The 24,644-nt window shown below is 73.2% G+C and carries 22 protein-coding genes; 12 read left to right on the forward strand and 10 right to left on the reverse strand.

The window, feature by feature from the left end; genetic code table 11:
- Nucleotides 1–18 precede the first annotated feature (18 nt).
- The 3 genes from OG357_RS29830 to OG357_RS29840 all read left to right on the forward strand — a co-directional run bounded on the left by OG357_RS29830 (nt 19) and on the right by OG357_RS29840 (nt 5,141).
- Complete coding sequence (locus tag OG357_RS29830; protein ID WP_329625738.1) at nt 19–2,904, forward strand: DEAD/DEAH box helicase; 2,886 nt, start codon at nt 19–21, stop codon at nt 2,902–2,904.
- Nucleotides 2,901–4,187 (forward strand): SWIM zinc finger family protein, encoded by a 1,287-nt coding sequence (locus tag OG357_RS29835; RefSeq protein WP_329624081.1) that lies wholly within the window; start codon nt 2,901–2,903, stop codon nt 4,185–4,187. Before OG357_RS29830 ends, OG357_RS29835 begins: the two co-directional genes overlap by 4 nt.
- 138 nt (nt 4,188–4,325) lie before the next feature.
- A complete protein-coding gene (locus OG357_RS29840; RefSeq protein ID WP_329624082.1) occupies nt 4,326–5,141 on the forward strand; it encodes a chaplin in 816 nt (271 codons plus the stop codon).
- 79 nt (nt 5,142–5,220) lie between these two features.
- Here the strand turns inward: OG357_RS29840 and OG357_RS29845 are convergent, their stop codons facing one another.
- The 3 genes from OG357_RS29845 to OG357_RS29855 all read right to left on the reverse strand — a co-directional run bounded on the left by OG357_RS29845 (nt 5,221) and on the right by OG357_RS29855 (nt 7,702).
- A complete protein-coding gene (locus OG357_RS29845; RefSeq protein ID WP_329624083.1) occupies nt 5,221–5,910 on the reverse strand; it encodes a DUF2293 domain-containing protein in 690 nt (229 codons plus the stop codon).
- 13 nt (nt 5,911–5,923) lie between these two features.
- Entirely contained in the window at nt 5,924–6,340 is a 417-nt protein-coding gene (locus tag OG357_RS29850; RefSeq protein WP_329624084.1) for a hypothetical protein, read from the reverse strand.
- Between the two features lie 150 nt (nt 6,341–6,490).
- Nucleotides 6,491–7,702, reverse strand: coding sequence for a pyridoxal phosphate-dependent aminotransferase (locus OG357_RS29855; RefSeq protein ID WP_329624085.1), 1,212 nt, complete (start codon nt 7,700–7,702; stop codon nt 6,491–6,493).
- A gap of 91 nt (nt 7,703–7,793) precedes the next feature.
- Here OG357_RS29855 and OG357_RS29860 point away from each other — a divergent pair, with 91 nt between their 5' ends.
- Nucleotides 7,794–8,441 (forward strand): winged helix-turn-helix transcriptional regulator, encoded by a 648-nt coding sequence (locus OG357_RS29860; protein WP_329624086.1) that lies wholly within the window; start codon nt 7,794–7,796, stop codon nt 8,439–8,441.
- Between the two features lie 99 nt (nt 8,442–8,540).
- Nucleotides 8,541–9,035 (forward strand): cupin domain-containing protein, encoded by a 495-nt coding sequence (locus tag OG357_RS29865; RefSeq protein WP_329624087.1) that lies wholly within the window; start codon nt 8,541–8,543, stop codon nt 9,033–9,035.
- Here OG357_RS29865 and OG357_RS29870 read toward each other — a convergent pair.
- Together OG357_RS29870 and OG357_RS29875 are read right to left on the reverse strand one after the other, a co-directional pair.
- Nucleotides 8,969–9,412, reverse strand: coding sequence for a MerR family transcriptional regulator (locus OG357_RS29870; protein WP_329624088.1), 444 nt, complete (start codon nt 9,410–9,412; stop codon nt 8,969–8,971). The genes OG357_RS29865 and OG357_RS29870 overlap by 67 nt on opposite strands.
- A 27-nt stretch (nt 9,413–9,439) precedes the next feature.
- Entirely contained in the window at nt 9,440–10,192 is a 753-nt protein-coding gene (locus OG357_RS29875) for an SDR family NAD(P)-dependent oxidoreductase (protein WP_329624089.1), read from the reverse strand.
- Between the two features lie 130 nt (nt 10,193–10,322).
- Between OG357_RS29875 and OG357_RS29880 the strand changes: the two genes are divergently transcribed.
- Complete coding sequence (locus tag OG357_RS29880; protein WP_329624090.1) at nt 10,323–10,964, forward strand: uridine kinase; 642 nt, start codon at nt 10,323–10,325, stop codon at nt 10,962–10,964.
- A gap of 177 nt (nt 10,965–11,141) precedes the next feature.
- Here the strand turns inward: OG357_RS29880 and OG357_RS29885 are convergent, their stop codons facing one another.
- The 3 genes from OG357_RS29885 to OG357_RS29895 form a co-directional block, all read right to left on the reverse strand.
- Complete coding sequence (locus OG357_RS29885; protein ID WP_443066622.1) at nt 11,142–12,371, reverse strand: IS701 family transposase; 1,230 nt, start codon at nt 12,369–12,371, stop codon at nt 11,142–11,144.
- 320 nt (nt 12,372–12,691) lie between these two features.
- The gene (locus OG357_RS29890; protein WP_329624091.1) at nt 12,692–13,621 is read right to left on the reverse strand and encodes a carbohydrate kinase family protein; all 930 of its coding nucleotides are present in this window, start codon (nt 13,619–13,621) and stop codon (nt 12,692–12,694) included.
- Nucleotides 13,618–14,607: a pseudouridine-5'-phosphate glycosidase gene (locus OG357_RS29895; RefSeq protein ID WP_329624092.1), complete on the reverse strand. Its 990-nt coding sequence runs from the start codon at nt 14,605–14,607 to the stop codon at nt 13,618–13,620. Before OG357_RS29895 ends, OG357_RS29890 begins: the two co-directional genes overlap by 4 nt.
- 283 nt (nt 14,608–14,890) lie before the next feature.
- Here OG357_RS29895 and OG357_RS29900 point away from each other — a divergent pair, with 283 nt between their 5' ends.
- The 4 genes from OG357_RS29900 to OG357_RS29915 all read left to right on the forward strand — a co-directional run bounded on the left by OG357_RS29900 (nt 14,891) and on the right by OG357_RS29915 (nt 19,200).
- Nucleotides 14,891–15,247, forward strand: a complete 357-nt coding sequence (locus OG357_RS29900; protein WP_329624093.1) for a cupin domain-containing protein — start codon at nt 14,891–14,893, stop codon at nt 15,245–15,247.
- Nucleotides 15,248–15,517: 270 nt separating this feature from the next.
- Nucleotides 15,518–16,876, forward strand: coding sequence for a discoidin domain-containing protein (locus OG357_RS29905; RefSeq protein WP_329624094.1), 1,359 nt, complete (start codon nt 15,518–15,520; stop codon nt 16,874–16,876).
- Nucleotides 16,876–18,198 carry an MFS transporter gene (locus OG357_RS29910; RefSeq protein WP_329624095.1) on the forward strand — a complete coding sequence of 441 codons (1,323 nt, stop codon included), beginning with the start codon at nt 16,876–16,878 and terminating at the stop codon, nt 18,196–18,198. Before OG357_RS29905 ends, OG357_RS29910 begins: the two co-directional genes overlap by 1 nt.
- Before the next feature lie 3 nt (nt 18,199–18,201).
- Nucleotides 18,202–19,200: a hypothetical protein gene (locus tag OG357_RS29915; RefSeq protein ID WP_329624096.1), complete on the forward strand. Its 999-nt coding sequence runs from the start codon at nt 18,202–18,204 to the stop codon at nt 19,198–19,200.
- Between the two features lie 77 nt (nt 19,201–19,277).
- On the opposite strand, the gene OG357_RS29920 is transcribed toward OG357_RS29915, so the two are convergent.
- Both OG357_RS29920 and OG357_RS29925 read right to left on the reverse strand, forming a co-directional pair.
- Nucleotides 19,278–20,609: an MFS transporter gene (locus OG357_RS29920; protein WP_443066755.1), complete on the reverse strand. Its 1,332-nt coding sequence runs from the start codon at nt 20,607–20,609 to the stop codon at nt 19,278–19,280.
- Nucleotides 20,610–20,653: 44 nt separating this feature from the next.
- Nucleotides 20,654–21,220 (reverse strand): methylated-DNA--[protein]-cysteine S-methyltransferase, encoded by a 567-nt coding sequence (locus OG357_RS29925; protein ID WP_329624097.1) that lies wholly within the window; start codon nt 21,218–21,220, stop codon nt 20,654–20,656.
- 242 nt (nt 21,221–21,462) lie between these two features.
- On the opposite strand from OG357_RS29925, the gene OG357_RS29930 reads away from it, so the two are divergent.
- Nucleotides 21,463–22,362 carry an MHYT domain-containing protein gene (locus OG357_RS29930; protein ID WP_329624098.1) on the forward strand — a complete coding sequence of 300 codons (900 nt, stop codon included), beginning with the start codon at nt 21,463–21,465 and terminating at the stop codon, nt 22,360–22,362.
- Between the two features lie 117 nt (nt 22,363–22,479).
- The gene (gene uvrB, locus OG357_RS29935; protein ID WP_329624099.1) at nt 22,480–24,618 is read left to right on the forward strand and encodes an excinuclease ABC subunit UvrB; all 2,139 of its coding nucleotides are present in this window, start codon (nt 22,480–22,482) and stop codon (nt 24,616–24,618) included.
- The last annotated feature ends 26 nt before the right edge of the window (nt 24,619–24,644 follow it).

The raw sequence follows: 24,644 nt of genomic DNA on the forward strand, positions 1-24,644 counted from the left end.
AGCAGAGCCGTGACGCCCATCTGGACCACCGGCGCCGCCGTCTTCCTCCCGGCCGCCCTGCCGCGCGAGGGCCGTGTCGCCTTCTGGGCCCCCGACGGGAGCGCCCTGCCGGACATCACCGTGCCCGGCGGGGGACCCGAGCCCGCCGAAGCCGGTCCGGCGACCCCCGAAGGGCCGGAGCGCGTCGAGCTGACCGTCGTCCGGCGGCACGGCAGCGGAGCCCGTACCCGGACCGTGCCCGCCGTCACCCTCCCCGTCGCCGCCGCCCTTCCTCATCTCGTCGCGGCCCGCCACCACCCGGCCGCGCATCCCGCCACCGCCTGCTGGGGAGCCGCCGCCCTGCACGCCCTGCAGCTGATCGCCCGAGGCCGGCTGCTGCCCGGGCTCACCGCCGACGACCTGGACGCCTGGCGGGCCGGCCCGCTGGACGCCGACGACATCGCCCACCTGCGGGCCGTGGCCGCGGCCATGCCGTACGAGGCGCACGCCGTGCCCGTCCCCGGATCCGGCCCGCTGCGGCTGCCCGAGCCCGAGGCGCTCGTGCGCGCCTTCCTCGACGCGGTCGCCGACACCCTGCCCCGCACCCCGGCCGCCGCCCACGCCGTGGGGGCGCCGTTCGCGGCCCGGGCGCCGCAGCACCTGCCCCGCGCGCGTGCCTGGGCCGCGGAGGCCGCCGCCGGGATGGACGCGGGCGTACGGGTCTCCCTCCGCCTCGACCTGTCGGGGTACGAACTCTTCGACATCGCCGACACGGACGCCGGAGAAGAGAGCGGTGCCGAGCGACAGGCCGCCGCCGCGATCCTCCAGATCCACAGCCTCGCCGACCCGACCCTCGTCATCGACGCCCTCGCCCTGTGGGCGGGGGAGGGCGAGCACTTCGGGCCGCGCGCCCGGATCGACGCGGTCCTCGCCCTGCGCCGGGCCGCCCGCGTCTGGCCCCCGCTGGCCCGGCTCCTGGAGCGGGACGTGCCCGACGTCCTCGCCGTCACCGAGGACGAGCTGTACGAGCTGCTCGGCCCCGCGGCGGCCCGGCTCGCCGACGCCGGGGTCGCCGTGCACTGGCCTCGCGAGCTCGCCCGCTCGCTGAGCGCCTCCGCCGTCGTCCGTCCCGCCCTCTCCGCGCCCGGCTCCGCGACCGACGGCACGGCCTTCTTCGACAGCGAGGAGCTCCTGCGGTTCAACTGGCAGCTGGCCCTCGACGGCGATCCGCTCACCGAGCGCGAGATGGACCTCCTCGCCGAGGCCCACCGGCCCGTCGTACGCCTCCGCGACCAGTGGGTCGTCATCGATCCCGACCTCGTCCGCAAGGCCCGCAAGCGCGAACTGGGCCTCCTGGAGCCGGTCGACGCCCTCGCCGTCGCCCTCACCGGCACCGCCGAGGTGGACGGCGAGACCGTCCCCGCCGTCCCCGTCGGAGCGCTCGCCGCCCTCCGGGACCGGCTCATGGCCGGCCCCGAGGCCGTGCAGGCCCCGCCCGGCCTGACCGCCACCCTCCGCGACTACCAGCTCCGCGGCCTCGCCTGGCTGGACCTGATGACCTCGCTCGGCCTCGGCGGCTGTCTCGCCGACGACATGGGCCTCGGCAAGACCGTCACGCTCATCGCCCTCCACCTGCGCCGCGCCCGCCGCGCCCCCACCCTCGTCGTCTGCCCGGCGTCCCTCCTAGGCAACTGGCAGCGGGAGATCGAGAAGTTCGCTCCCGGCACCCCGGTGTGCCGCTTCCACGGCGCCGACCGGGGACTCGACGGAGTGGACGGCGGCTTCGTCCTCACCACCTACGGCACCCTGCGCACCAGCGCCGCCCGACTCGCCGAGCGGGACTGGGGCATGGTCGTCGCCGACGAGGCACAGCACGTCAAGAACCCGTTCTCCGCCACCGCGAAGGCCCTGCGCGAGATCCCCGCACCGGCCCGGGTCGCCCTCACCGGCACCCCCGTGGAGAACAACCTCTCCGAACTGTGGGCCCTCCTCGACTGGACCACCCCCGGTCTCCTCGGACCGCTCAAGGCCTTCCGCTCCCGCCACGCCCGAGCCGTGGAGAACAACGAGGAGATCGAGCACGCGGAGGCCGTCGAGCGGCTCGCCCGGCTCGTGCGGCCCTTCCTGCTGCGCCGCCGGAAGTCCGACCCCGGGATCGTCCCCGAGCTGCCGCCCAAGACCGAGTCCGACCACCCCGTGTCCCTCACCCGGGAACAGGCCACGCTCTACGAGGCCGTCGTCCGCGAGACCATGGCGCAGATCGAGGCAGCCGAGGGCATCGCCCGCCGCGGGCTCGTCATGAAGCTGCTGACCTCCCTCAAGCAGATCTGCAACCACCCCGCGCAGTACCTCAAGGAGCAGTCGCCGCGCGGCAGCGGCACCGCCCGGCTCGCCGGCCGCTCCGGCAAGCTCGCCCTGCTCGACGAGCTCCTCGACACGATCCTCGCCGAGGACGGGTCCGTGCTCGTCTTCACCCAGTACGTGTCGATGGCCAGGCTCCTCGCCGACCACCTGGCCGCGCGCGGCATTCAGGCCCAACTCCTCCACGGCGGCACCCCGGTGGCCGAGCGCGAGCGGATGGTCGACCGCTTCCAGGCCGGCGAGATCCCCGTCTTCCTGCTCTCCCTCAAGGCCGCGGGCACCGGCCTCAACCTCACCCGGGCCGGCCACGTCGTGCACTACGACCGCTGGTGGAACCCGGCCGTGGAGGAACAGGCCACCGACCGGGCCTACCGGATCGGACAGACCCAGCCGGTGCAGGTCCACCGGCTCGTGGCCGAGGGCACCGTCGAGGACCGCATCGCCGAGATGCTGCGCGCCAAGCGGGCCCTCGCCGACGCCGTCCTCGGCTCGGGCGAGGCCGCCCTGACCGAACTGACCGACCGCGAGCTGGCCGACCTGGTGTCCCTGAGGAGGCAGGCGTGAACCACCCGCGCTCCGCCCGTGGGGCCCTGCCCCGTCACGACGACCGCCGGCGCAGCTTCCCGCAGGTCGCGCCCCGCGAGGCGCCCGACGGGCGGTTCGCCGCCACCTGGTGGGGCAATGCCTGGGTCGAGGCGCTGGAGGACGCGGCCCTCGACCCGGCGCGCCTCGCGCGCGGGAAGGCGTACGCGGGGCGCGGCCATGTCGACGCGATCACCGTCACTCCCGGCCGGGTCGTCGCCTACGTCCACGGCAGCCGCCCCCGCCCGTACCGCACCGAGATCAGGATGCGGACCCTCGGCGACGACGGCTGGGAGCGGTTCCTCGACGAGGCCACCGCCCGCCCCGATCACATCGCCGCGCTCCTCGACAAGGACGTGCCGCACGCCCTGGAGGCCGTCACCGGCCTGCTGCCCGCGCCGGGGGACCTCGTCCCCGACTGCTCCTGCCCGGACGACGGTTACCCCTGCAAGCACGCCGCCGCCCTCTGCTACCAGGCGGCGAGACTCCTCGACGAGGACCCGTTCGTCCTCTTCCTGATGCGCGGTCGCGGCGAGCAGGAGCTGCTCGCCGAGCTCACCCGGCGCAACGCGGCGCGGTCCGCCGCCGAGACGTCCGCCGCCGCGCCGCCGATGCCGACGGTCCCCGCCCGCGTCGCGCTCGCCGCGACGGCGGCCGGGGTGGCGGCAGGAGCGGGACTCCCGCCACTGCCCCGGCCATTGACGCTCCCCGACCGGCCCGGACGTCCGGCCGTCTTCCCGCCCGACCCCGAAGCCCCCGATCCGCTCGCGCTCGACCTCCTCGCGAGCGAGGCGGCGGTCCGCGCCCACACCTTCCTCGCCACCGGACACGATCCGGTCGCCGCGCTCACCCCCTGGCAGGACGCGGTCCGGCTGGCCGCCGCGCACCCCGGCTCCGGGCTCACCGCCTCGACCCGCGCGCTCTACCGCGACCTGGCGTACGCGCTGGACCGCACGCCCACGGACCTCGCCCGTGCCGTCGCCGCCTGGCGGCAGGGCGGCGCCGCCGGACTCGCCGTCCTGGAGGAACCCTGGGACCCGCCGGCCGGACCGTTCGACCGGGCCCGACCCGCGCTGCTCGCCGCCGACTTCCCTGCCTTCCGGCCCTGGCGCAACCGGCTCTCGACGGAATCCCTCCAGCTCCGGCTGGGCCGGGACGGCCTCTGGTACGGCTACGAGTCGGACGGGGGCCGCGAGGACTGGTGGCCGCGCGGCGACCCCGATCCGGACCCGGTCGGCGCGCTCACCGACCTGCTGGGAGGGTGATGGGAGGGGAGCCGACACTCGAACGGCGCCCCACTCGAAGGAGTGAATCCCGCCAACGGCCGGATCCGGCACCCACGTTTGTCGCGTTGATTCCGGTACGGGCACTTGCCCGTGTACACCTCCGGAAGGCAGGAAGCCATGAGGCAGATTCGCCGAAGTGGTCTGGCCACACTGATGGTCACGGGTGGGGCGCTCGCGCTCTCGGCGGGCGCCGCGCACGCCGACGCCGATGCCCAGGGCGCCGCGGTCGGTTCGCCGGGAGTGATCTCCGGCAACACGGTGCAGCTGCCCGTCCACGTGCCGGTCAACGTCTGTGGCAACACGGTCAACGTGATCGGACTGCTCAACCCGGCGGCCGGCAACAGCTGTGCCAACAAGTCGGCCGCGCCCGAGCCCGGTGGCTACGGCGAGGAGGACGGCGGCGGCCGGTCGCACAAGGACCTGCCCGGCACCCCGCGCGGCGGCGAGCAGGGCGGCGGCTCCCACGGAGGCGGTTCCTCCGACGGCGGTTCCTCCAACGGCGGTGGCGCCACGGCCGAGACCCACACCGAGGGTTCCCCGGGGATCCTCTCCGGCAACGGCCTCCAGCTGCCGATCGACCTCCCCGTGAACGTCAGCGGGAACTCGGTCAACGTCGTCGGCATCGGCAACCCGGCCGTGGGCAACACCGCGGTCAATGGCCCCGGCAAGCCCGTCCAGCCGATCGAGAAGCCGACGCCGCGCCCGCAGACCCCCGTCAGGAACGTGCCGGTTCCGCGCGCCGAGGAGACCGAGAAGCCCGCCCCCGCGCCCGTGCCCGCCCCGGCCCACGCGCCGCAGACCGAGTCCGAGTCGGTCGCACTGGCCGCCACCGGTTCGGACACCGTCGGCTACGCCGCCGCGGGGAGCGCCGCGCTGCTGCTCGGCGGCGCCCTGATGTACCGCCGCGCCCGCCGCACCGGAGACCAGGTCTGACGGTCTCCTCCTCGCGCCGGGAACCGGACCCGAGGTCTTCCCTGCGCGCCCCGACCGACGCGCGCTGACACCCGAGCCGTCAGCCGCGTCGCGGCCCGCGCGTATCCACGGCGCCATGGCGCCAGGCCCGGAGCACCGTCTCGATGGCGGGAGCGACCCTCGTCCGGGCCTGGTGCCGGGGAACCCCCTGCATCAGCAGGCTGTCGTACGGCGTGTCCACATGCCGTACGGAGGCGCGTACGGCGGCGGTGACGGCGCCCCGGTCGAGAGACCGGCCCGCGGCCGTCCGCCCTACGCGCCCGCTGCCCTTCGCCGACGCGTGCTCGGAGATCTCCGTGGCCCGGTCCGCCGGGCAGGACGGGAACAACCGGAGGATCTCGGCCCGCAGGGTCGCGGTGATCTCGGCGTCGAGCGCCGCACGCCGCGCCGCGTCCCGGGCCCGCCGCCTGGCCCGCGCCTCCGCGTCCGCCAGGCAGGCCGCCTCCGCCCGTGCGAGCGCCGCCTCTTCGACGAGCAGGCCCTGACGCTCGTACCGCGTACGGCGCTTGTTGTGCCGTACCACCACGGCCCAGAGGACACTGCCCTCCCTGGCGCGCCGGGTGAGCGCCGTGTCCCCCCGGCGCAGGAACACCAGATGGCCGAGGTCGGCGCAGTCCAGACAGACCAGGGCGTGGTACTCGACGACCATCCGCTCCAGCGGCCCCTGGTGGCACTCCGAGCACCGGCGCCGCCGCAGCGGCTCCACGACGACCGGGGCGACGAGGTCCACGTCCGGTCTCCCCTCAGCGGACGCCGGGCGCGGCGGCGGCGATGAACGTGGCGAGCGCCTCCTTCGCCTGTTCCGATCGGCGGGCCCGGTCCGCCTCGTCGACCGCGTCGTGCATGCAGTGGGAGTCCACGAAGGCCGCCTCGGCGAGCCGTCGGGTCTCCGGGTCGTCGCAGACCAACTGGACGCGGAAGAGGGCCTGTCGGGCGGCGGTGCGCTGCCGGTAGGAGGCATGGCGGGACTCCTCCGCCTCCTTCGACCCGGGCTTCATGGCTGCCCGGAACCAGCGGTCGTTCTGGCTGTGCCGGTAGTCGACGACCGCGCCCGCGAAGGCGCTGTACGTCTCGATCCGCTCCTGGCGGAGCTGTTCGTTCCGGGCGAGCGCGGCCGTCCGCTCGGTGGTCCTGCCCTGGAACCAGTGTGTGGCGACCACACCCAACAGCGTTCCCATCACGGCTATCAGCGCCACATCCATGACCGGCCGGCCCTCCCCGTTTCCTCGGCCGAAGTCCTCGGCCGATGCGCTCGTCCGCGCCCGAAGATCCTTCGGACCCTCAGATCATGACAGCCGGGGGGCGGGACGTCACTGGCGGTAGCTGCTCAGGAAGCGGCCGATGCGGCTGATGGCGGCGTCGAGGTCGTCGGCGTACGGCAGGGTCAGGATGCGGAAGTGGTCCGGGCGCGGCCAGTTGAAGCCCGTTCCCTGGACGACCTGGATCTTCTCCCGCAGCAGCAGGTCGAGGACGAACTTCTCGTCGTCGTGGATCTTGTGCACGGCGGGGTCGAGGCGCGGGAAGGCGTACAGCGCGCCCTTCGGCTTCACGCAGGAGACGCCGGGGATCTCGTTGAGCTTCTCCCAGGCCCGGTCGCGCTGTTCGCGCAGCCGGCCGCCGGGGGCGGTGAGCTCGTGGATCGACTGCCGGCCGCCGAGCGCGGCCTGGATGGCGTACTGGGCGGGGGCGTTGGGGCAGAGCCGCATGGAGGCCAGCATGGTGAGGCCCTCCAGATAGCTCCTGGCGTGCTGCCTCGGCCCGCTGACGACCAGCCAGCCGGACCGGAAGCCCGCCACCCGGTACGTCTTGGAGAGCCCGCCGAAGGTGAGGACGACCAGGTCGGGGGCGAGGGAGGCGGCCGGGTAGTGGACGGCCTCGTCGTAGACGATCTGGTCGTAGATCTCGTCGGCGAAGACCATCAGGCCGTGGCGGCGGGCGAGATCGAGGATGCCCTCGACGATCTCCTTCGGATAGACCGCCCCGGTGGGGTTGTTGGGGTTGATGATGACGACGGCCCGGGTCCGGTCGGTGATCTTCGACGCCATGTCGTCGAGGTCCGGGTACCAGTCGGCCGACTCGTCGCAGAGGTAGTGCACCGCCTTGCCGCCGGCGAGGGTGGTGACCGCCGTCCAGAGCGGGAAGTCGGGGGCGGGGATCAGGACTTCGTCGCCGTCCTCCAGAAGCGCCTGGACGGCCATGGAGACCAGTTCCGACACGCCGTTGCCGAGGAAGACGTCGTCGACGTCCACCTCGGGCAGGCCCATGGCCTGGTAGCGCTGGGCGACGGCGCGGCGGGCCGAGAGGATGCCGCGGGAGTCCGTGTAGCCATGGGCCTTCGGGAGCATCCGGATCATGTCCTGGACGATCTCCTCGGGCGCCTCGAAGCCGAACAGCGCAGGGTTCCCGGTGTTGAGGCGCAGGACGCTGTGGCCCGCCTCCTCCAGCGCGTTGGCGTGTTCGATCACCGGGCCGCGGATCTCGTAGCAGACCTCGCTCAGCTTGCTCGACTGCCGGAACTCCATGTCCGACCTCCCCTGGTCCGCGGAATCAGTGTTGCTTGGTTTTACCAAGTTCGAGCTTGGAAAGTCCAACAACATGTCTAGACTGCGTCGCATGCCACGTCAGCCACGCCGCAGCTACGACCAGCACTGTGCCGCCGCGCGCGCCCTCGACCTCGTCGGCGACCGCTGGACCCTGCTCGTCGTCCGCGAACTCCTCGCCGGGCCGCGCCGCTACACCGACCTCCACGCCGACCTGCCCGGCGTCAGCACGGACATGCTCGCCGGCCGCCTCAAGGACATGGAGAGCGCCGGACTCGTCACCCGGCGGCGGCTCCCGCCGCCCGCCTCGGCGTCCGTGTACGAACTCACCCCGCGCGGCCGGGACCTGCTGCCCGTCCTGCGCTCGCTCGCCGCGTGGGGGGCGTCCGGCCTGGGCGAACCGCGGCCGACCGACGCCGTCCGTGCGCACTGGTACGCGATCCCGCTCCTCGGCCCGCTCACGGAGCTCGGTGCGGGGGTCGTCCAGGTGACCTTGGACGAGGGGGAGTTCCACGTACGGATCGACGGCGACGGTGGCGTGGAGTACGGGGACGGGGTGTACGAGGGCGGCCGGCCGAGTGGTGGGGCGGGTGACGGTCCCGACGCCTGGCTGCGGACCGACGCGGCGACCTGTCGCGCCCTCGCGGAAGGGGAGTTGACGCTCGCCGGGGCGATCGAGTCGGGGCGCGCCACCCTCGAACGGCTCACCCGCGTCCCTTGATCCAATCCCCTGTCCGGGACCTCCGCTTCCGAGTAGCGTATGGCCGTTTCGGCGGCCGTCGAACGCACGGCCGCTCCACGAACTCGGAGGGGAATCGTCATGGGGCCGGTGCAGGGAATACGTGAGGCGGGGCGCGGCGCGCGCCTGCGCAGAGGGCTACTCGTCGCGGGTGCGGTCGCCGCGGTGGCGGTCGTGCCGTCCGCCGCGCTGGCCACGCCCGGCAGCGGCGTCAGCGGGACCGTGCTCGCCAAGGGCACCTCGGACGGCAAGCTGAAGATCAAGCCGCCCAAGGGCGACACCGATGTGGTCGTCCGGACCATCACCATCGCCCCCGGCGGCTCCACGGGGTGGCACCACCACCCCGGACAGCTCGTCGCCGTCGTCCAGGCCGGCACGCTCACCCGTACCCTCGACGACTGCTCGGTCGAAGTGACCCCGGCGGGCGAGGCGTTCATCGAGCCCTCGGGCGGCAAGCACGTCCACATCGGCCGCAACCTCGGCACCGAGCCGGTCGTCCTGTACGTGACCTACCTGCTGCCCGAGGGGGCGCCGCTCTCGGTCGACGAGCCGGCCCCGGCCTGCGCCCAGGGCTGAGCGCCCGCCGGGGACGTGGCCGGCGACCCGGGGACCGACCGGTCCAGCGACGCCGCGAGCCGGTCCCGGGCCGCCGTCTGCGCCGCGATCCGCGCGTCGAGGACGGCCAGCCGCTCGCGGGCGATCTCCAGCCCGCGGGCGGACGGGGCGGCGGCCGCGACGTCCCCGTCGAGGCACGAGCGGAACGCGGACACGTCGTCGAGCGTGAGCCCGGCGTCCAGCAGGTACCGGATGTTGGACACGCGCGCGACGGCGCCCTCCTCGTACACCCGGTATCCGTTGTCCGCCCGGGCCGACGCGAGGAGTCCCGCCTGCTCGTAGTGGCGCAGCGCGCGGGGTGACACCCCTGTCCGCCGGGCCAGTTCACCGATGCGCAAGGGGCGCCACCTCCGCACGCAGTCGTATCACGTGACCAGCGCGCCCCCGTCGACGGGCAGGACGGTGCCCGTGAGGAAGCCGGCGTCGGGTGAGGCGAGCGACGTGATCACCCGCGCGACCTCCTCGGGCCTGCCGATGCGGCCCAGCGGCGTGTGGGCGAGCTGCCACGCCCGCAGCGCCTCCAGCCGCTCGGGGGAGAGGCCCATGTGGTCGGCGATCGGTGTCTCGATCGCGCCGGGCGCGACGGCCACCACACGGATGCCGTCGGGCGCGAGCTCCAGCGCCCAGCACCGGGTCAGGGTCTCCAGGGCGCTCTTCGTCGCCGGATACACGGAGTTGGCGGGCCAGCCGCGCTGCCCGATCGCCGTCGACACGTTCACCACCACGCCCCGGGACCCCTTGAGCGCGGGGACGGCGGCCTGGGTGAGCAGGACGGGGGCGACGAGGTTCGTCTCCAGGAGCGGGGTGATCACGGAGCGGTCGAGGGTGCCGAGCGGGCCGCCGGAGGAGATCCCGGCGTTGTTGACGAGGACGTCGAGGCGGCCGTGCGCGGCCACCGCCGCCTCGACGATCCCCTCGGCGGCGCCTTCCGCCGTCACGTCCGCGACGAACGGGTGGATTCCGGGGTGTCCCTCGGCGGCCTCGCGCAGCGGCTCCTTCCTGCGGCCGACGGCGACGACCGTCGCCCCCTGTCCGGCGAAGGCGCGCGCGGTGGCCCGGCCGATGCCGGTGCCCGCGCCGGTGACGACGACGACCCTGGTGGGTGTGATGGTGTCCATGAATCCGATGGTCGAACAGTGACGCCAGTGACAAGGTCAAGCCGGGGCGCGGGAACAGGCCGTGACACGGCGACGGGTCGGGACGGGATGTCGCGCCGGGGCAGGGGAAGCGGCAGGCAGGATGAGTGGGATGCGATACGAGGCGATCACCTGGGAACGGCTGGCCGGCACGCTCGCCGGGCACCTTGACGCGGCCACGCCCGGCGACGGCGGACCATGGCTCAAGGTCGGCATCGACGGGCCGCCCGCCGCACCCGGCGGCGAGCTCGCCGGACTCCTCGCCGAGGCGCTCCGGGCGCGCGGCCGCGCCGTCCACGTGGCCGGGACGGGCGGCTTCCTGCGTCCCGCTTCACTCCGGTACGAGTACGGGAAGCGGGACCCCGACGCGTACTACGACGGGTGGACCGACATCAAGGCCCTGTGGCGCGAGGTCTTCGCGCCGCTGGAACCCGGCGGCACCGGACGCGTGCTGCCCGACCTGTGGGACCCGGCCACGGACCGGGCGACCCGCAGCCCGTACGTGACGCTGCCGCCCGGCGGGGTGCTCCTGCTCCACGGGCCGTTCCTCCTCGGCCACTGGTTCCCCTTCGACCTCACCGTGCACCTGCGGCTCTCGGCCGCGGCCCTCGCCCGGCGCACCGAGGAGTCCTGGACGCTGCCCGCCTTCGCCCGGTACGAGGCGGAGGTCGACCCCGCCACGACCGCCGACGTCGTCGTACGCGCCGACGACCCGCGCCACCCGGCCTGGACCGGGGGCCAGTCCGGGGACTAGTACTCCAGCCGGACTTTGATGTTTTGCCTGGTCAACGGCTTGGGTTTGGGGAGTGTAGCGGGGTGGTGCTGGAAGCGGGGCGGGTTCACCTGGCCCGTCCCGCGAACGAGTGCCCTCGCCGTGTGTAGTGACATCTGCGGGCTCTGGCCTGGTGCCGACGGCGCCATCGTGACCAGTTCATCGAGTGGTCGCCCTGTGCAGCAGGATGTCGGTGGGCAGCTGCCAGGAGACGGCGAATCTCGGCTGGTGTGAGGTCCACGAGGTCGGGAGTGTTCTGCTCGGTTCCCCTTTTTCCCTCGCGTGGGCGGCGGTGACGGCCAGGAACGCGTGGGCGAGCATGGCGAGAGTGATGTGCCGGTGCCAGCCGGTGTAGCGGCGGACTTCGTACTGGTCCAGGCCGCATTCGTTCTTCGCGCTCTGGAAGCACTCCTCGATCTTCCAGCGGCAGCCGGCGATCCCCACGAGGTCGGTGAGGGTTGCCTGCAGGGGTGCCGAGGCGAGGAAGTAGGCGAGCTCGTCCGGCTTGGTGATGCTGCGGCGGGCGAGCATCCATCGCTGGCGGGTGGGCTCGTCGCCGTCGAATTCCCAGACAGCCGGCAGCCGGGCCGCGGCCCAGTCGTAGATTCGGGGCCCCTTGGCGCCGTCGCCGCAGGAGAGCTGCTGCCACGCTTCTGGCGGAGCCTGGCCGATGAGATGGTCGATGCGGGGGCCGTGGACCTGCTGGGACTTCGGTACGGCCATGACATAGGACAGGCCGACGTCTTCCAGGAACCGGCGGAAGCGGGAGTCCTGCCCGTAGGCGGCATCCGCGGTGACCCAGGCGACGGGCAGCGGGGAGGCGAGTGCTCGCAGGACCATGGTGCGGGCCAGGTCGTTCTTCGTCGCGAAGCCACGCTCGCTGGGGATCTTGGCAGCACGGCAGCGCTCGAGGTCGTCGGTCCAGGACTTGGGCAGGTAGAGCTCGCGGTCGACCAAGGCATGGCCCAGGGTGGTGGCGTAGGCGGCGAAGACACCGATCTGGCAGTTCTCGGTGCGGCCGGCTGTGCCGGAGTACTGCCGTTGCACCCCGGCTGAAGTGACACCCTTCTTGACGAAGCCGGTGTCGTCGATGATCAGGACACCGTCGTCGGCGCCGAGGTGCTCGGCGACGTAACCCTGCAGGTCATCACGGATTCCGTCGGCTTCCCACCGGCTTTTCGCCAGGAGGTGCTGCAGTCCGTCCGGCGTGGAGTGCCCGGCAAACTCGGCCAGTTGCCAGGAGTTCTTGCGGCCCACCGGGCCGAGCAGACCACGGACGTAGTCCCGCATCCGGCGTCGCGGCTCAACACGTGAGAAGCGGTGCCCGACTTGCAGGAAGAGTTCTTCCAGTTCGTGTTCCCACTCGTTGGCGGTTACGTCATCAGTCACACATGGTGGCTGTCCAGCCCGATGTCACTACACACGGCGAGGGCACTCGTTCGCGGGACGGGCCAGGTGAACCCGCCCCGCTTCCAGCACCACCCCGCTACACTCCCCAAACCCAAGCCGTTGACCAGGCAAAACATCAAAGTCCTGCTGGAGTACTAGGGCCTGTCCGGCGGATCATGGCCGGGGCCCCGGCGTCTGGCACGGCACCTCGCCGCGTTGCCGAAACGCCCGAATAGCTCCGCTATTAGTGCGCTCCGGCGCCTTGCGATGCACCGCACCAGACGCCGCGACCTATCCGACCCTGATCCGCCGGACAGGCCCTAGACGGTCGCCCCGGGTGTGGGGTCCAAGGGTCTGCCTCCCACGACGGTGACCGCCTCCGCGCCCGCGCGGCAGCCCGCCTCCGCGGCCTTCACCGGGTCCGCGCCCGCCAGCCGGACCGCCAGGAACGCGCCGGTGAAGGCGTCGCCCGCGCCCGTCGAGTCCACCCGGAGCGCCGCGGGCACCGGAGGCGCCGCCACCCGTGCCGTGACCGCGCCGCCCTCGGCGACCAGAGCGCCCGCCGGTCCGAGGGTGACCACGACGAGCGGATGGCGCCGGCTCAGATCCGCGGCCGCCGCTTCCGGTTCACGGCACCCGGTCAGCAGCCGGGCCTCGTCGGCGTTGGGCAGCAGTACGTCGGCACCCGCCGTCGCCTCCAGGAACCCGTCCACCCCCAGCTCCGCGAGGAACCCCGCGGAGGCCGGGTCCACGCTCACCGGAACGCCCGCCTCCCGCGCGTCCCGCAGCGCCCGCCGGGCCGTCTCGCGGCTCGCCGGGGCGAAGAACAGATAGCCGGAGAGGTGCAGCGCGGCCACGCCGTCGAGTACGCCGGCGCTCCAGTCGGCGGGGGAGAGGCGCAGCGCGGCGCCGCTGTCGGTGAGGAAGGTCCGCTCGGCCGAGGCGTCGACGAGCGCGATCACGGTGGCCGTCGCCGCCTCCGCGTCCCGGACGAGCAGCGGGCGCACCCCCGCCCGTCTCAGCGCCCGCTCGTGCCAGTCCGCCGCGTCCGTCCCGACCCGGCCGAGCAGCCGCACGTCCTCGCAGCCGGAACGCACCGCCCAGCAGGCCGCGTTGGCCCCGGCGCCGCCCGGGAGGGTCCGGATCTCCGCCGCCGTGTCCGTCGCGGGCGCGAGGGGCGTCCGGTGCCGGGCGACGACGTCCGTCACCACGTCCCCGACGACCAACAGCGCGCGCCCCAGCCGGCTCACCGTCCGCCCGCGCCGGGAGCCCCCGCGCCGGGAGCCCGCGTGCCAGGCGTCCCCGTGCGAGGCGTTCCCGAGCCCCGTGCCCCCGCGCCGTACGCCGTCGCGATCCGGGCCGCGAGCCGGACGTTGCCCCGTACCGCCGCGAGGTTCGCCTCCAGGGACGCCCCTGCCGTGTGCACCGTCAGGTATTCGAGCAGGAACGGCGTCACGGCCTGCCCCGTGATCGCCTTCTCCTTCGCCGCCGCGAGCCCCTGTGCGAGGACCCGGTCGTGGAGCGCGGGGTCCAACTGCTCCGTCTCCGGCACCGGGTTGGCCACGACGAGCGAGGCCTGCCGCCCGCCGAGCGCGTCCTGGGCCCGTATGACCCCCGCCACCTCCTCCGGGCTCCGCAGCGTCCAGTCGACGGGCTCGCCCGAGGAGGACAGGTAGAACCCGGGGAAGTGCTCCGTGCCGTATCCGACGACCGTCACCCCCAGCGTCTCCAGGCGCTGCAGAGTCGCCGGCACGTCGAGGATCGACTTCACCCCGGCGCACACCACTGTGATCCCGACCTCGGCGAGCAGCCGCAGGTCGGCCGACTCGTCCTGGGTCTCGCTCCACTCGCGGTGCACGCCGCCGAGCCCGCCGGTCGCGAACACCCGTATGCCCGCCGCGTCCGCGAGCCACGCCGTCGCCGAGACCGTCGTCGCGCCCGTCGCCCCGGTCGCCAGGGCCGGGGCCAGATCGCGGTGACCCAGCTTCCGCACCGCCGGGTCCTCCGCGATCCGGGTCAGTGCCGCACGGTCCAGGCCCACCCGGGCGGTGCCGTCGACCACGGCGACGGTGGCGGGGACGGCGCCCCCGGCCCGTACGAGCTCCTCCAGCTCCAGGGCCACGGCGAGGTTGCGCGGGCGGGGCAGGCCGTGGGCGATGATCGTCGATTCCAGCGCGACGACGGGCCGGCCCTCGTGGAGCGCCTCCCGTACCTCTTCGGACACCTGTGTGGACATGTCCCATTCCTGGCGCGACCACGGGCCCCGCAAACCTCGGTGGCGACCTCCTGCCACACGCCCCGCCGTCCGCGGGCGCTCCTGCGGATTCCGTGACGGCGTCTCCGCTCCCGTCGCCGCGGACGGCCGAGGAGCCCCGCCGCGCTTCGCCGGGAGCGTGGTGCGGAATTCGTCGCCGTCGTCGCATTCGGGTAAGTCGCCTGGTAGGAGGCGAAGCGGAGCGATCTGTTCCACCCGGTCCCGGTCCCCGGGACGCTCCTGAGCCCCGCTACAGTCACCGCCCATGACGACACATGACGTGCCCTCCTTCGCCGTGCACATTCCCGACGCGGAGCTCGAGGCGGACCCTCTCGACCCCGCCCAGATCGTCTCCGGCACGCCCGAGGTGACGGGCAAGGTGCTGTGGGAGTCCGCCGACGGAAAGCAGGTGCGCGGAATCTGGCAGATCACGCCCGGAGTCGTCACCGACACCGAGGCCAACGAGCTCTTCGTGGTGGTCAGCGGACGGGCGACCGTCGCCGTCGAGGGCGGGGAGACGCTGGAGATCGGCCCCGGCGACGCGTGCGTGCTGCGCGAGGGCGACCGGACGACCTGGACCGTGCACGAGACCCTGCGCAAGGCGTACCACATCAGCCTCTGAGGCCTCCCGGGGTCCGTGCCACTGGCTCCGAAGTCCGTGCGGGCAGGGGGAGTTGAAGGTCTGGTAGGAAACCTTCCTATCGGCTAGCATCCCGGCCAGCGGCTTGGCGCGGCGCCCGACCCCACGGGCGTGACGCGCTCAGCGAGAGCTCTGACCCGGCCGCCGAGCACCACCCCGCCGCGTGGCGCCCCGAATCGCCACGCGGCAGGGTCCTCGTGCTCCGCACCGGTGTCCAGCTCTCGCCGACCCCTCAGGCCAGGGAGCCCAGGTATGCGCCTGTACGCCTCCACACCACCGCGCAGCACCCCCACCACCCCCTTCACCACCACCCGACTGACTCTCGTCCTCACCGCCGTCCTGCTGCTCGTCGGCGGCCTCCTGCTCGCCCACCCGGACCGGGCCGGCGCCGCGGCCGATCCGCTGATCTCCCAGGGCAGGCCGGCCACCTCCTCGTCCGTCGAGGACAGCACGTTCGGCCCGGAGAAGGCCTTCGACGGCGTCTCCACCACCCGCTGGGCCAGCGCCGAAGGCTCCGACCCCCAGTGGATCCGGGTCGACCTCGGCGCCAACGCCACCGTCTCCCGCGTCCGCCTCGTCTGGGAGGCCGCCTACGCCAAGGCCTACCGCGTCGAGATCTCCGAGGACGGCACCACCTGGACCCGCCTCGCCACCGAGACCGCCGGGAACGGCGGCACGGACGACTGGACAGGACTCACCGGCAAGGGCCGCCACCTCCGCGTCTACGGGACGGCACGCGGCACCTCGTACGGCTACTCCCTCTTCGCGGTCGAGGCCTACGGCACGACCGGCACCGCGCCCCCGCCCACCGGCGCCTTCACCGTCGTCGCGGCCGGGGACATCGCCGCCCAGTGCACGGCCTCCAGCAGCTCCTGCGCCCACCCCAAGACCGCCGCGCTGGCACAGCGGATCGCCCCGTCCTTCTACCTGACGATGGGCGACAACCAGTACGACGACGCCCTGCTCTCCGACTTCCGCGCCTACTACGACAAGACCTGGGGCGCCTTCAAGGCGAAGACGCGGCCGGTGCCCGGCAACCACGAGACCTACGACCCCGCGGGCTCGCTCGCCGGCTACAAGGCGTACTTCGGCGCGATCGCCTACCCCCAGGGCAAGCCCTACTACAGCTACGACCAGGGCAACTGGCACTTCGTCGCCCTCGACTCCAACTCCTTCGACGACCCCGCCCAGATCCAGTGGCTGAAGGACGACCTCGCCCGCAACACCAAGGGCTGCCTCGCCGCCTACTTCCACCACCCCCTGTACTCCTCCGGCGGCCACGGCAACGACCCCGTCTCCCGGCCGGTCTGGCAGATCCTGTACGGGGCCAAGGCCGACCTCGTCCTCAACGGACACGACCACCACTACGAGCGGTTCGCCCCGCAGGACCCGAACGGGCGCGCCACCGCCGACGGCATCGTCGAGATCGTCGGGGGCATGGGCGGCGCCGACCCCTACGACATCGAGACGGTCCAGCCGAACAGCCAGAAGCGGATCAGCGGCCCGTACGGCGTCCTGAAACTGGACCTCACCGACACCACCTACACCTGGCAGTACGTCGGCACCGACGACCAGGTGAAGGACTCCGGCCCGACCTACACCTGCCACTGATGTACCTCGCGACCACCGGTCGCCGCGGCGCGCCGCCCGCCCCCTCGCGGGGCAGGCGGCGCGTCCCGGGCACCGTCCCCGGCACCGTCCTCTCGCTCGGCGCGGTCAGCCTGGTCACCGACATCTCCTCCGAGATGGTGACCGCCGTGCTGCCGCTCTACCTCGTCGTCGGACTCGGCCTCTCCCCGCTCCAGTTCGGCCTGCTCGACGGGCTCTCCACCGGCGCCACCGCGCTCGTACGGATCCTCGGCGGCGCCACCGCCGACCGCGGAGGACGCCACAAACAGGTCGGGGGGCTCGGCTACGCCCTCTCGGCCTGTTCCCGCCTCGGCCTCCTCCTCGCGGGCGGCTCGGCCGGCGGGATCGCCGCCGCGCTCGCCGCCGACCGGCTCGGCAAGGGCGTCCGCACGGCCCCGCGCGACGCGCTCATCACCCTGCACAGCCCGCCGGACGAGCTGGGCCGCGCCTTCGGCACCCACCGTGCCATGGACACCACCGGAGCCCTCCTGGGCCCCCTGGCCGCCTTCGCCCTGCTGTGGGCCACGGCCGAGGCGTACGAGGCGGTCTTCGCCGTCAGCTTCTGCGTCGGGGTGTTCGGCGTCCTGCTGTGGGTGCTGCTGGTCCCGGGGCGTCGCGACACGGCGGCACGACGGCCCCGGGAGGCGCAGGCCGCCGAAGCGGCGCCACGCGCGCGTGGCGGGGTCTTCGCCGCGCTGCGCTCGCCCGCCTACCGGCGGATCCTCCTCTGCGCCGGGCTGCTCGGCGCCGCCACCGTCGGCGACGCCTTCCTGTACCTGCTGCTCCAGCGACGGCTCGAACTCGACGCCACCTGGTTCCCGTTCCTGCCGCTCGCCGCCGCCGGTGTCTATCTGCTGCTCGCCGTCCCGGCCGGCCGCCTCGCCGACCGCGTCGGGCGCCGCCGGCCCTTCCTGTACGGGCACGGGGCCCTGCTCCTCGCGTACGGACTGCTCCTCGCGCCCGTACCGGACGTCCTTCTCGTCGGGGGCGTCCTGGTGCTGATCGGCACCTTCTATGCGGCCACCGACGGCGTCCTGATGGCCCTGACCGGCCCCTTCCTCACCGAGGGGCGCCAGGCCGGCGGCCTCGCGCTCGTCCAGACCGCGCAGGCGCTGGCCCGGCTCGGCGCCGCCGTCGCGTTCGGCGCCGTCTGGACGGCGAGCGGGCCGGAGGCGGCACTCGTGGCGGCGCTCCTGGCCCTCGCCGCGGCCCTGTGCTGCGCCGCCCGAGTCCTGCCGGCCGCGAGTCCCGTGCCCGGCGGCGCTCTGCCTTCCGCCTCGTCCACGGCCCTCCGAGAGGACTGACCCATGCACGCCGTGACCGATGTCCGCCTGTCCCGCCACGCGCGCGTGTGGATCCTCGTCCTCGCCCTCGTCCTGCTGGGCGGCGGCGCGACCGCCTACACCCTGCGGGCGGCGTCCGGGCGGCAGGCCGGGACCACCGCGGCCCCCGTGGCCGGCTTCACCCTCGACGGGGGCCGCCCCGGCGCGCTCCACGTCAGGGACACCGCGACCGGGCGCGTCGCGCGCGTGGACCCGACCGCGGCCGGCGGCCGGGTGGCCGACGGGCCCGCCTGCGACCGCTTCCACGCGGCCGGCGGCACCGCCCTCTGCCTCGTGCGCCGGCCGGGTGTCCCGGCCCGCTCGTACGCCCTCGTGCTCGACCGCCGGCTGCGCGAAGTGCGCCGTATCGCGCTCCCCGGCATCCCCAGCCGCGCCCGGGTCTCCGCCTCGGGGCGGATGCTCTCCTGGACGATGTTCGCGACCGGCGACTCCTACGCGCGCTCGTCCTTCTCCACCCGCACGTCGATCCTCGACCTGCGCACCGGGTACCTGGTCAAGAACATCGAGCTGATTCCGCTGACCCTCGGCGGACGCCGGTACCACGCCCCCGACGTCAACTACTGGGGCGTCTCCTTCGCCGCCGACGACAACCGCTTCTACGCCACCGTCTCGACGGACGGGCGTACTTATCTCGTCGAGGGCGACATGGCGAACTGGTCGGCCCGGACCCTGCGGGAGAACGTCGAATGCCCGTCGCTCTCCCCGGACGGAACCCGGATCGCCTTCAAGAAGCGGGTCTCCGAAGGCCCGCGCGAGCCGTGGCGGCTGTACGTGTACGACCTGCGCTCCGGGCGCGAGCACCCCGTCGCCGAGCGGCGCGGCATCGACGACCAGGCCCTGTGGACGGACCCGAAGACCCTCGCGTACGGATACGGGGGAGCGGTCTGGTCCGTACCGGCCGACGGCACGGGGGCGCCACGCCGGCTGGCGCGCGGGGCCTCGTCACCCGCCGTACCGCGCTGACCGGCGTGCCCACCGGCCGAGCCCGGCTCAGGGCGGGACCGGTTCAGGGCAGGACCGGGCTCAGGGCGCGACCGGGTTCAGGGCGCGACCGGATCCGACTTCCGGAGGGCGCCGCGGACCGCGAGCGCCGCCATCGGAAGCAGCAGACACGCGGCGATCGCGTTGAGCGGCCCGTAGCCCGCCTGCGAGACGATCAGGCCCGCCGCGAGCCCACCGACCCCGGCGGCGGTGTTCATGACGAAGTCGGAGAGACCCTGGACGGCCGCCCGCGCGGCCTGCGGCACCGAGTCGGTGAGCAGCGCCGAGCCGGACACAAGCCCGGCGGACCAGCCGAGGCCGAGGACGAAGAGACCGAGGGCCGTCTGGCCGTGGCTCGGCCCCGCCGTGCCCGCGATGAGCGCCGCCACGGCGGTCAGCCCGACGGCGAGTCCGATCACCGACAGCCGGCCCAGCCGGTCGGACAGCCAGCCCATCAGCGGCGAGAAGGCGTACATGCCCGCGATGTGCCCGCTGATCACGAGGCCGATCAGCTGGATGCCCGCGCCGTGATGGGTCAGCGCGATCGGGGTCATCGACATGATCGAGACCATCGCGGTGTGCGAGGCGGCGATGGTGACCAGGGCGAGCCGGGCCTGCGGCGACTCCCGTACCGCCCGCATCCCGGCGCGCAGGGAGCGGCCCTCCGGCTGCTCGCCCGCCCCGGGATCCGCGAGCGCGCGGGCGGTGAGGAGGGGGTCCGGGCGCAGCAGGAGCGCGACGACCGCCGCCGAGACGACGAAGACGCCGGCGGCCCAGACGAACGGGCCGGCCGTGGCGGGGATGCCCAGGCCGGACACGGTCTCCCCGGCGGGTGCGGCGATGTTCGGTCCGAGCACCGCCCCGATCGTGGTCGCCCACACCACGGTGGAGATGGCCCGGGCCCTGCGGTCGGGCTCGGCGAGGTCGGCGGCGGCGAACCGGGCGGCCAGGTTGGCCGAGGAGCCGGCGCCGAAGCCGACGAGCCCGACGAGGAGCAGGGGGAAGCTTTCGACGACCGCGCCGAGCACCACCACCACGGCCCCCACTGCCCCGAGCAGGTACGCGAGGACGAGCCCCGCCCGGCGCCCCCGCGAGGCCATCAGCGCGGCCAGCGGCATGGCGAGCAGCGCGGGACCGGCGACCGACGCCGTGGAGGCGAGACCGGACAACGCTTCTGTCCCGCTGACCTCCTTGGCCAGCACGGCGGCGAGCGCGAAGCCGATGGCGATGCCGAGGCCGCCGAGGATCTGGGTGGCGATGAGGACGGCCTGGATCCGTCGGCGCAGCGCGGGCAGTTCGGCGGCGGTGACAGGGGCGGCTGTCTCGTCGGATACCGCGCCGGGTATCCCGCCGGGTGCGGTGACGTCAGGGGCGTCGGGGGTGTTGGTCACTTACGTGAGTGTGCCAGTCGTCCCATCCGATGGGAACGCCCCCCTCAGAACAGCGGCGCGGGCAGCACACCCTCCAGTGCCAGTAGCTGCCGCTTGGTCTCCAGACCGCCCCCGAACCCCCCGAGCCCGCCGTCGCTCTCCACCACACGGTGGCACGGCACCACCACCGGCAGCGGATTGGCGCCCATCGCCGCGCCGACCGCCTGGGCCGCGCCCGGCTGCCCCACGCGCCGCGCCAGCTCCCCGTACCCCACGACCGTGCCGTACGGGACGCCGGTCGCCAGCTCGCGCAGCACCTGCCGGTGGAAGCCTGACGTCAGGCTCCAGTCCAGGGGCAGGTCGAAGGCGCGCGGGTCGCCCGCGAAGTACGCGTCGAACCGGCGTATCGCCTCGGCGAGCAACCCCGAGGCGCTCTCCACCGGCTCCACCCCGAACCGCCCGCCCAAGCGGTCGAGCATCTGCACCCGCCGCGCCGCGTCGGCGTGGAACTCGACCCGCACCAGGCCCCGCCCGGTCGCGGCGAGGAAGAGCGGACCGATGTCGCTCTCCACGACCGTCCACTCCACCGCGACGGCCGGCTCGCCGCCCGTCGGCTCCGCTTCGATGTCCATGCCGCCCACGGTACGACCCGCCACTGACAGCCCGACCGGAACAGGCCCCGCGACGGTCACGAAGAGGCCGCCGAGCCGCCGTCCAGATCACGGACCGGTCTCGCTCCGGTCTCACGAGCAGAAATTCCCCGGTCGCGTGGTCGTGAGGCCCCCGGCGCGCCATAATCTCGCCCCGGTAGTACTACCCAGCGGTACCGACTGTTTTCGGACGACGTGGCACCAGGGGTGGAGGACATACGCTCATGCAGGGCACGGTCGACGGATTCAGCTACGGGCTCGTCACTCCGGTGGCCGCTTTCATCATGGCCTGCCTCGGCGGCGCCCTCGGTCTGAGGTGCACCACCAGGTCGCTCCGCCACCGTGACACCTTCAAGGCCGGATGGCTCGCCCTCGGCGCCACCTCCATAGGCACGGGCATCTGGACGATGCACTTCATCGCCATGATGGGCTTCTCGGTCCAGCAGGCGCCCATCACCTACGACCGCCCCCTCACCTTCGCCAGCCTGGGCGTCGCCGTCCTCATGGTCGGCATCGGGATCTTCATCGTGGGGTACCGCGGGGCGACCGCCCTCACGCTCGTCACCGGCGGCACGATCACCGGCCTCGGCGTCGCCACGATGCACTACCTCGGCATGGCGGGCATGCGCCTCCACGGCCGCGTCGAGTACGACACGGTCACCGTCGCCCTGTCCGTCGTCATCGCCGTCGTGGCCGCCACCGCGGCCCTCTGGGCGGCCGTTTCCGTACATGGGTTTCTGGCCAGCCTCGGTGCGAGCCTGGTGATGGGCGGAGCCGTCAGTGGTATGCACTACACCGCCATGGCGGCCGTCAGCGTCCACCTCCAGGGCGGCCACGTCCCCGCCGGCACCGGTGACACCGCGACCTCGCTCCTCCTGCCGATGCTGATCGGCCCGGCGGTCTTCCTCATCCTTGCCGCCGTGGTCGTCATGTTCGACCCGCTGCTCGTGATGGGCGACCCGGACTGGCAGCGGCCCGCCGCGCAGAGCGTGCACCGCCCCGGCGTGCCCGCCCCGCGCCATGTGCCGTCCTACGGCGAGCCCGCCAACTGGACGGCCCGCCCCGCGGGCCGCGCCGCCCGCAGGAGCGTCCACCGCGGCGGCCACCGCTCCCAGGACTGGTGAGCAGGACACCTTCGGGGCTCCTTCGGGACACCCGTCGGGACACCTTCGGGACGTCTTCGGAGAGGGCGGTGAGCCGATCACCGCCCGAGTGTCAGTGCCGGGTCGTACGGTGGTTCCATGCGGCCCGTTTCCAAGATCGAACGTTCGGTGGCGCCCTTCGAGGTCGTCAGCTCCTACCAGCCCAGCGGCGACCAGCCGACGGCCATCGCCGACCTCGAGCGGCGCATCCGCGCGGGCGAGAAGGACGTCGTGCTCCTCGGCGCCACCGGCACCGGCAAGTCGGCCACCACCGCCTGGATGATCGAGAAGCTCCAGCGCCCCACCCTGGTGATGGCGCCGAACAAGACCCTGGCCGCCCAGCTGGCGAACGAGTTCCGCGAACTCCTGCCGAACAACGCGGTCGAGTACTTCGTCTCGTACTACGACTACTACCAGCCCGAGGCGTACGTCCCCCAGTCGGACACGTACATCGAGAAGGACTCCTCCATCAACGAGGAGGTGGAGCGGCTCCGCCACTCCGCGACGAACTCCCTGCTCACCCGCAGGGACGTCATCGTGGTCGCCTCCGTCTCCTGCATCTACGGCCTCGGCACGCCCCAGGAGTACGTGGACCGGATGGTCCCGCTCAAGGTCGGCGAGGAGATGGACCGCGACCAGCTGCTCCGCCGCTTCGTCGACATCCAGTACACCCGCAACGACCTGGCGTTCACCCGCGGCACCTTCCGGGTCCGCGGCGACACCATCGAGATCTTCCCGGTGTACGAGGAGCTGGCCGTCCGCATCGAGATGTTCGGCGACGAGATCGAGGCGCTCTCCACCCTCCACCCGCTCACCGGCGAGATCATCAGCGAGGACCGCGAGCTGTACGTCTTCCCCGCCAGCCACTACGTCGCGGGCCCCGAGCGGATGGAGCGGGCGGTCAACGACATCGAGCGCGAGCTGGAGATCCGCCTCGCCGAGCTCGACAAGCAGGGCAAGCACCTGGAGTCCCAGCGCCTGCGCATGCGGACCACGTACGACATCGAGATGATGCGGCAGATCGGCTCCTGCTCCGGCATCGAGAACTACTCGATGCACTTCGACGGCCGCGACCCCGGCTCCGCGCCGAACACCCTCATCGACTACTTTCCCGAGGACTTCCTGCTCGTCATCGACGAGTCGCACGTCACCGTGCCGCAGATCGGCGCCATGTACGAGGGCGACGCCTCCCGTAAGCGGACCCTCGTCGACCACGGCTTCCGGCTCCCGTCCGCCCTCGACAACCGCCCGCTGAAGTGGGAGGAGTTCCAGAAGCGGATCGGCCAGACCGTCTACCTCTCGGCGACCCCGGGCACATACGAACTCTCCCGCGGCGACGGCTTCGTCGAGCAGATCATCCGCCCCACCGGGCTCGTCGACCCCGAGGTCGTCGTCAAGCCGACCGAGGGCCAGATCGACGACCTCGTCCACGAGATCCGGCTGCGCACGGAGAAGGACGAGCGGGTCCTCGTCACCACCCTCACCAAGAAGATGGCCGAGGACCTCACCGACTACTTCCTGGAGCTCGGCATCCAGGTGCGCTACCTCCACAGCGACGTCGACACGCTGCGCCGCATCGAGCTGCTGCGCGAGCTGCGCGCCGGCGAGTACGACGTCCTCGTCGGCATCAACCTCCTCCGGGAGGGACTCGACCTTCCCGAGGTCTCCCTCGTCGCCATCCTCGACGCCGACAAGCAGGGCTTCCTGCGCTCCGGGACCTCCCTCATCCAGACCATCGGCCGTGCCGCGCGAAACGTCTCGGGCCAGGTCCACATGTACGCGGACCGGATCACCCCGGCGATGGAGCAGGCCATCGACGAGACCAACCGGCGCCGCGAGAAGCAGGTCGCGTACAACACGGCCCACGGCATCGACCCGCAGCCGCTGCGCAAGAAGATCAACGACATCGTGGCGACGATCGCCCGCGAGGAGGTCGACACCGAGGAGCTCCTCGGCAGCGGCTACCGCCAGGAGAAGGAGGGGAAGGCAGCCAAGGCGCCCGTCCCCTCGCTCGCCGCGCACGGCTCCAAGAGCCGGGGCAAGGGCGGCAAGCCCGGATCCACCGTCGAGCTCGGCGACCGGCCGGCCACCGAACTGGCCGCGATCATCGAGGAGATGACCGACCGGATGCGCGCCGCCGCCGCCGAGCTGCAGTTCGAGGTGGCGGCCCGGCTCCGCGACGAAGTGGGAGAGCTGAAGAAGGAGTTGCGCCAGATGAAGGAGGCGGGTCTCGCCTGACCGGTGGCGGTCCGGTGTGTTGCAAG

It is taken from the genome of Streptomyces sp. NBC_01255, from assembly GCF_036226445.1.
Lineage (GTDB): Bacteria > Actinomycetota > Actinomycetes > Streptomycetales > Streptomycetaceae > Streptomyces.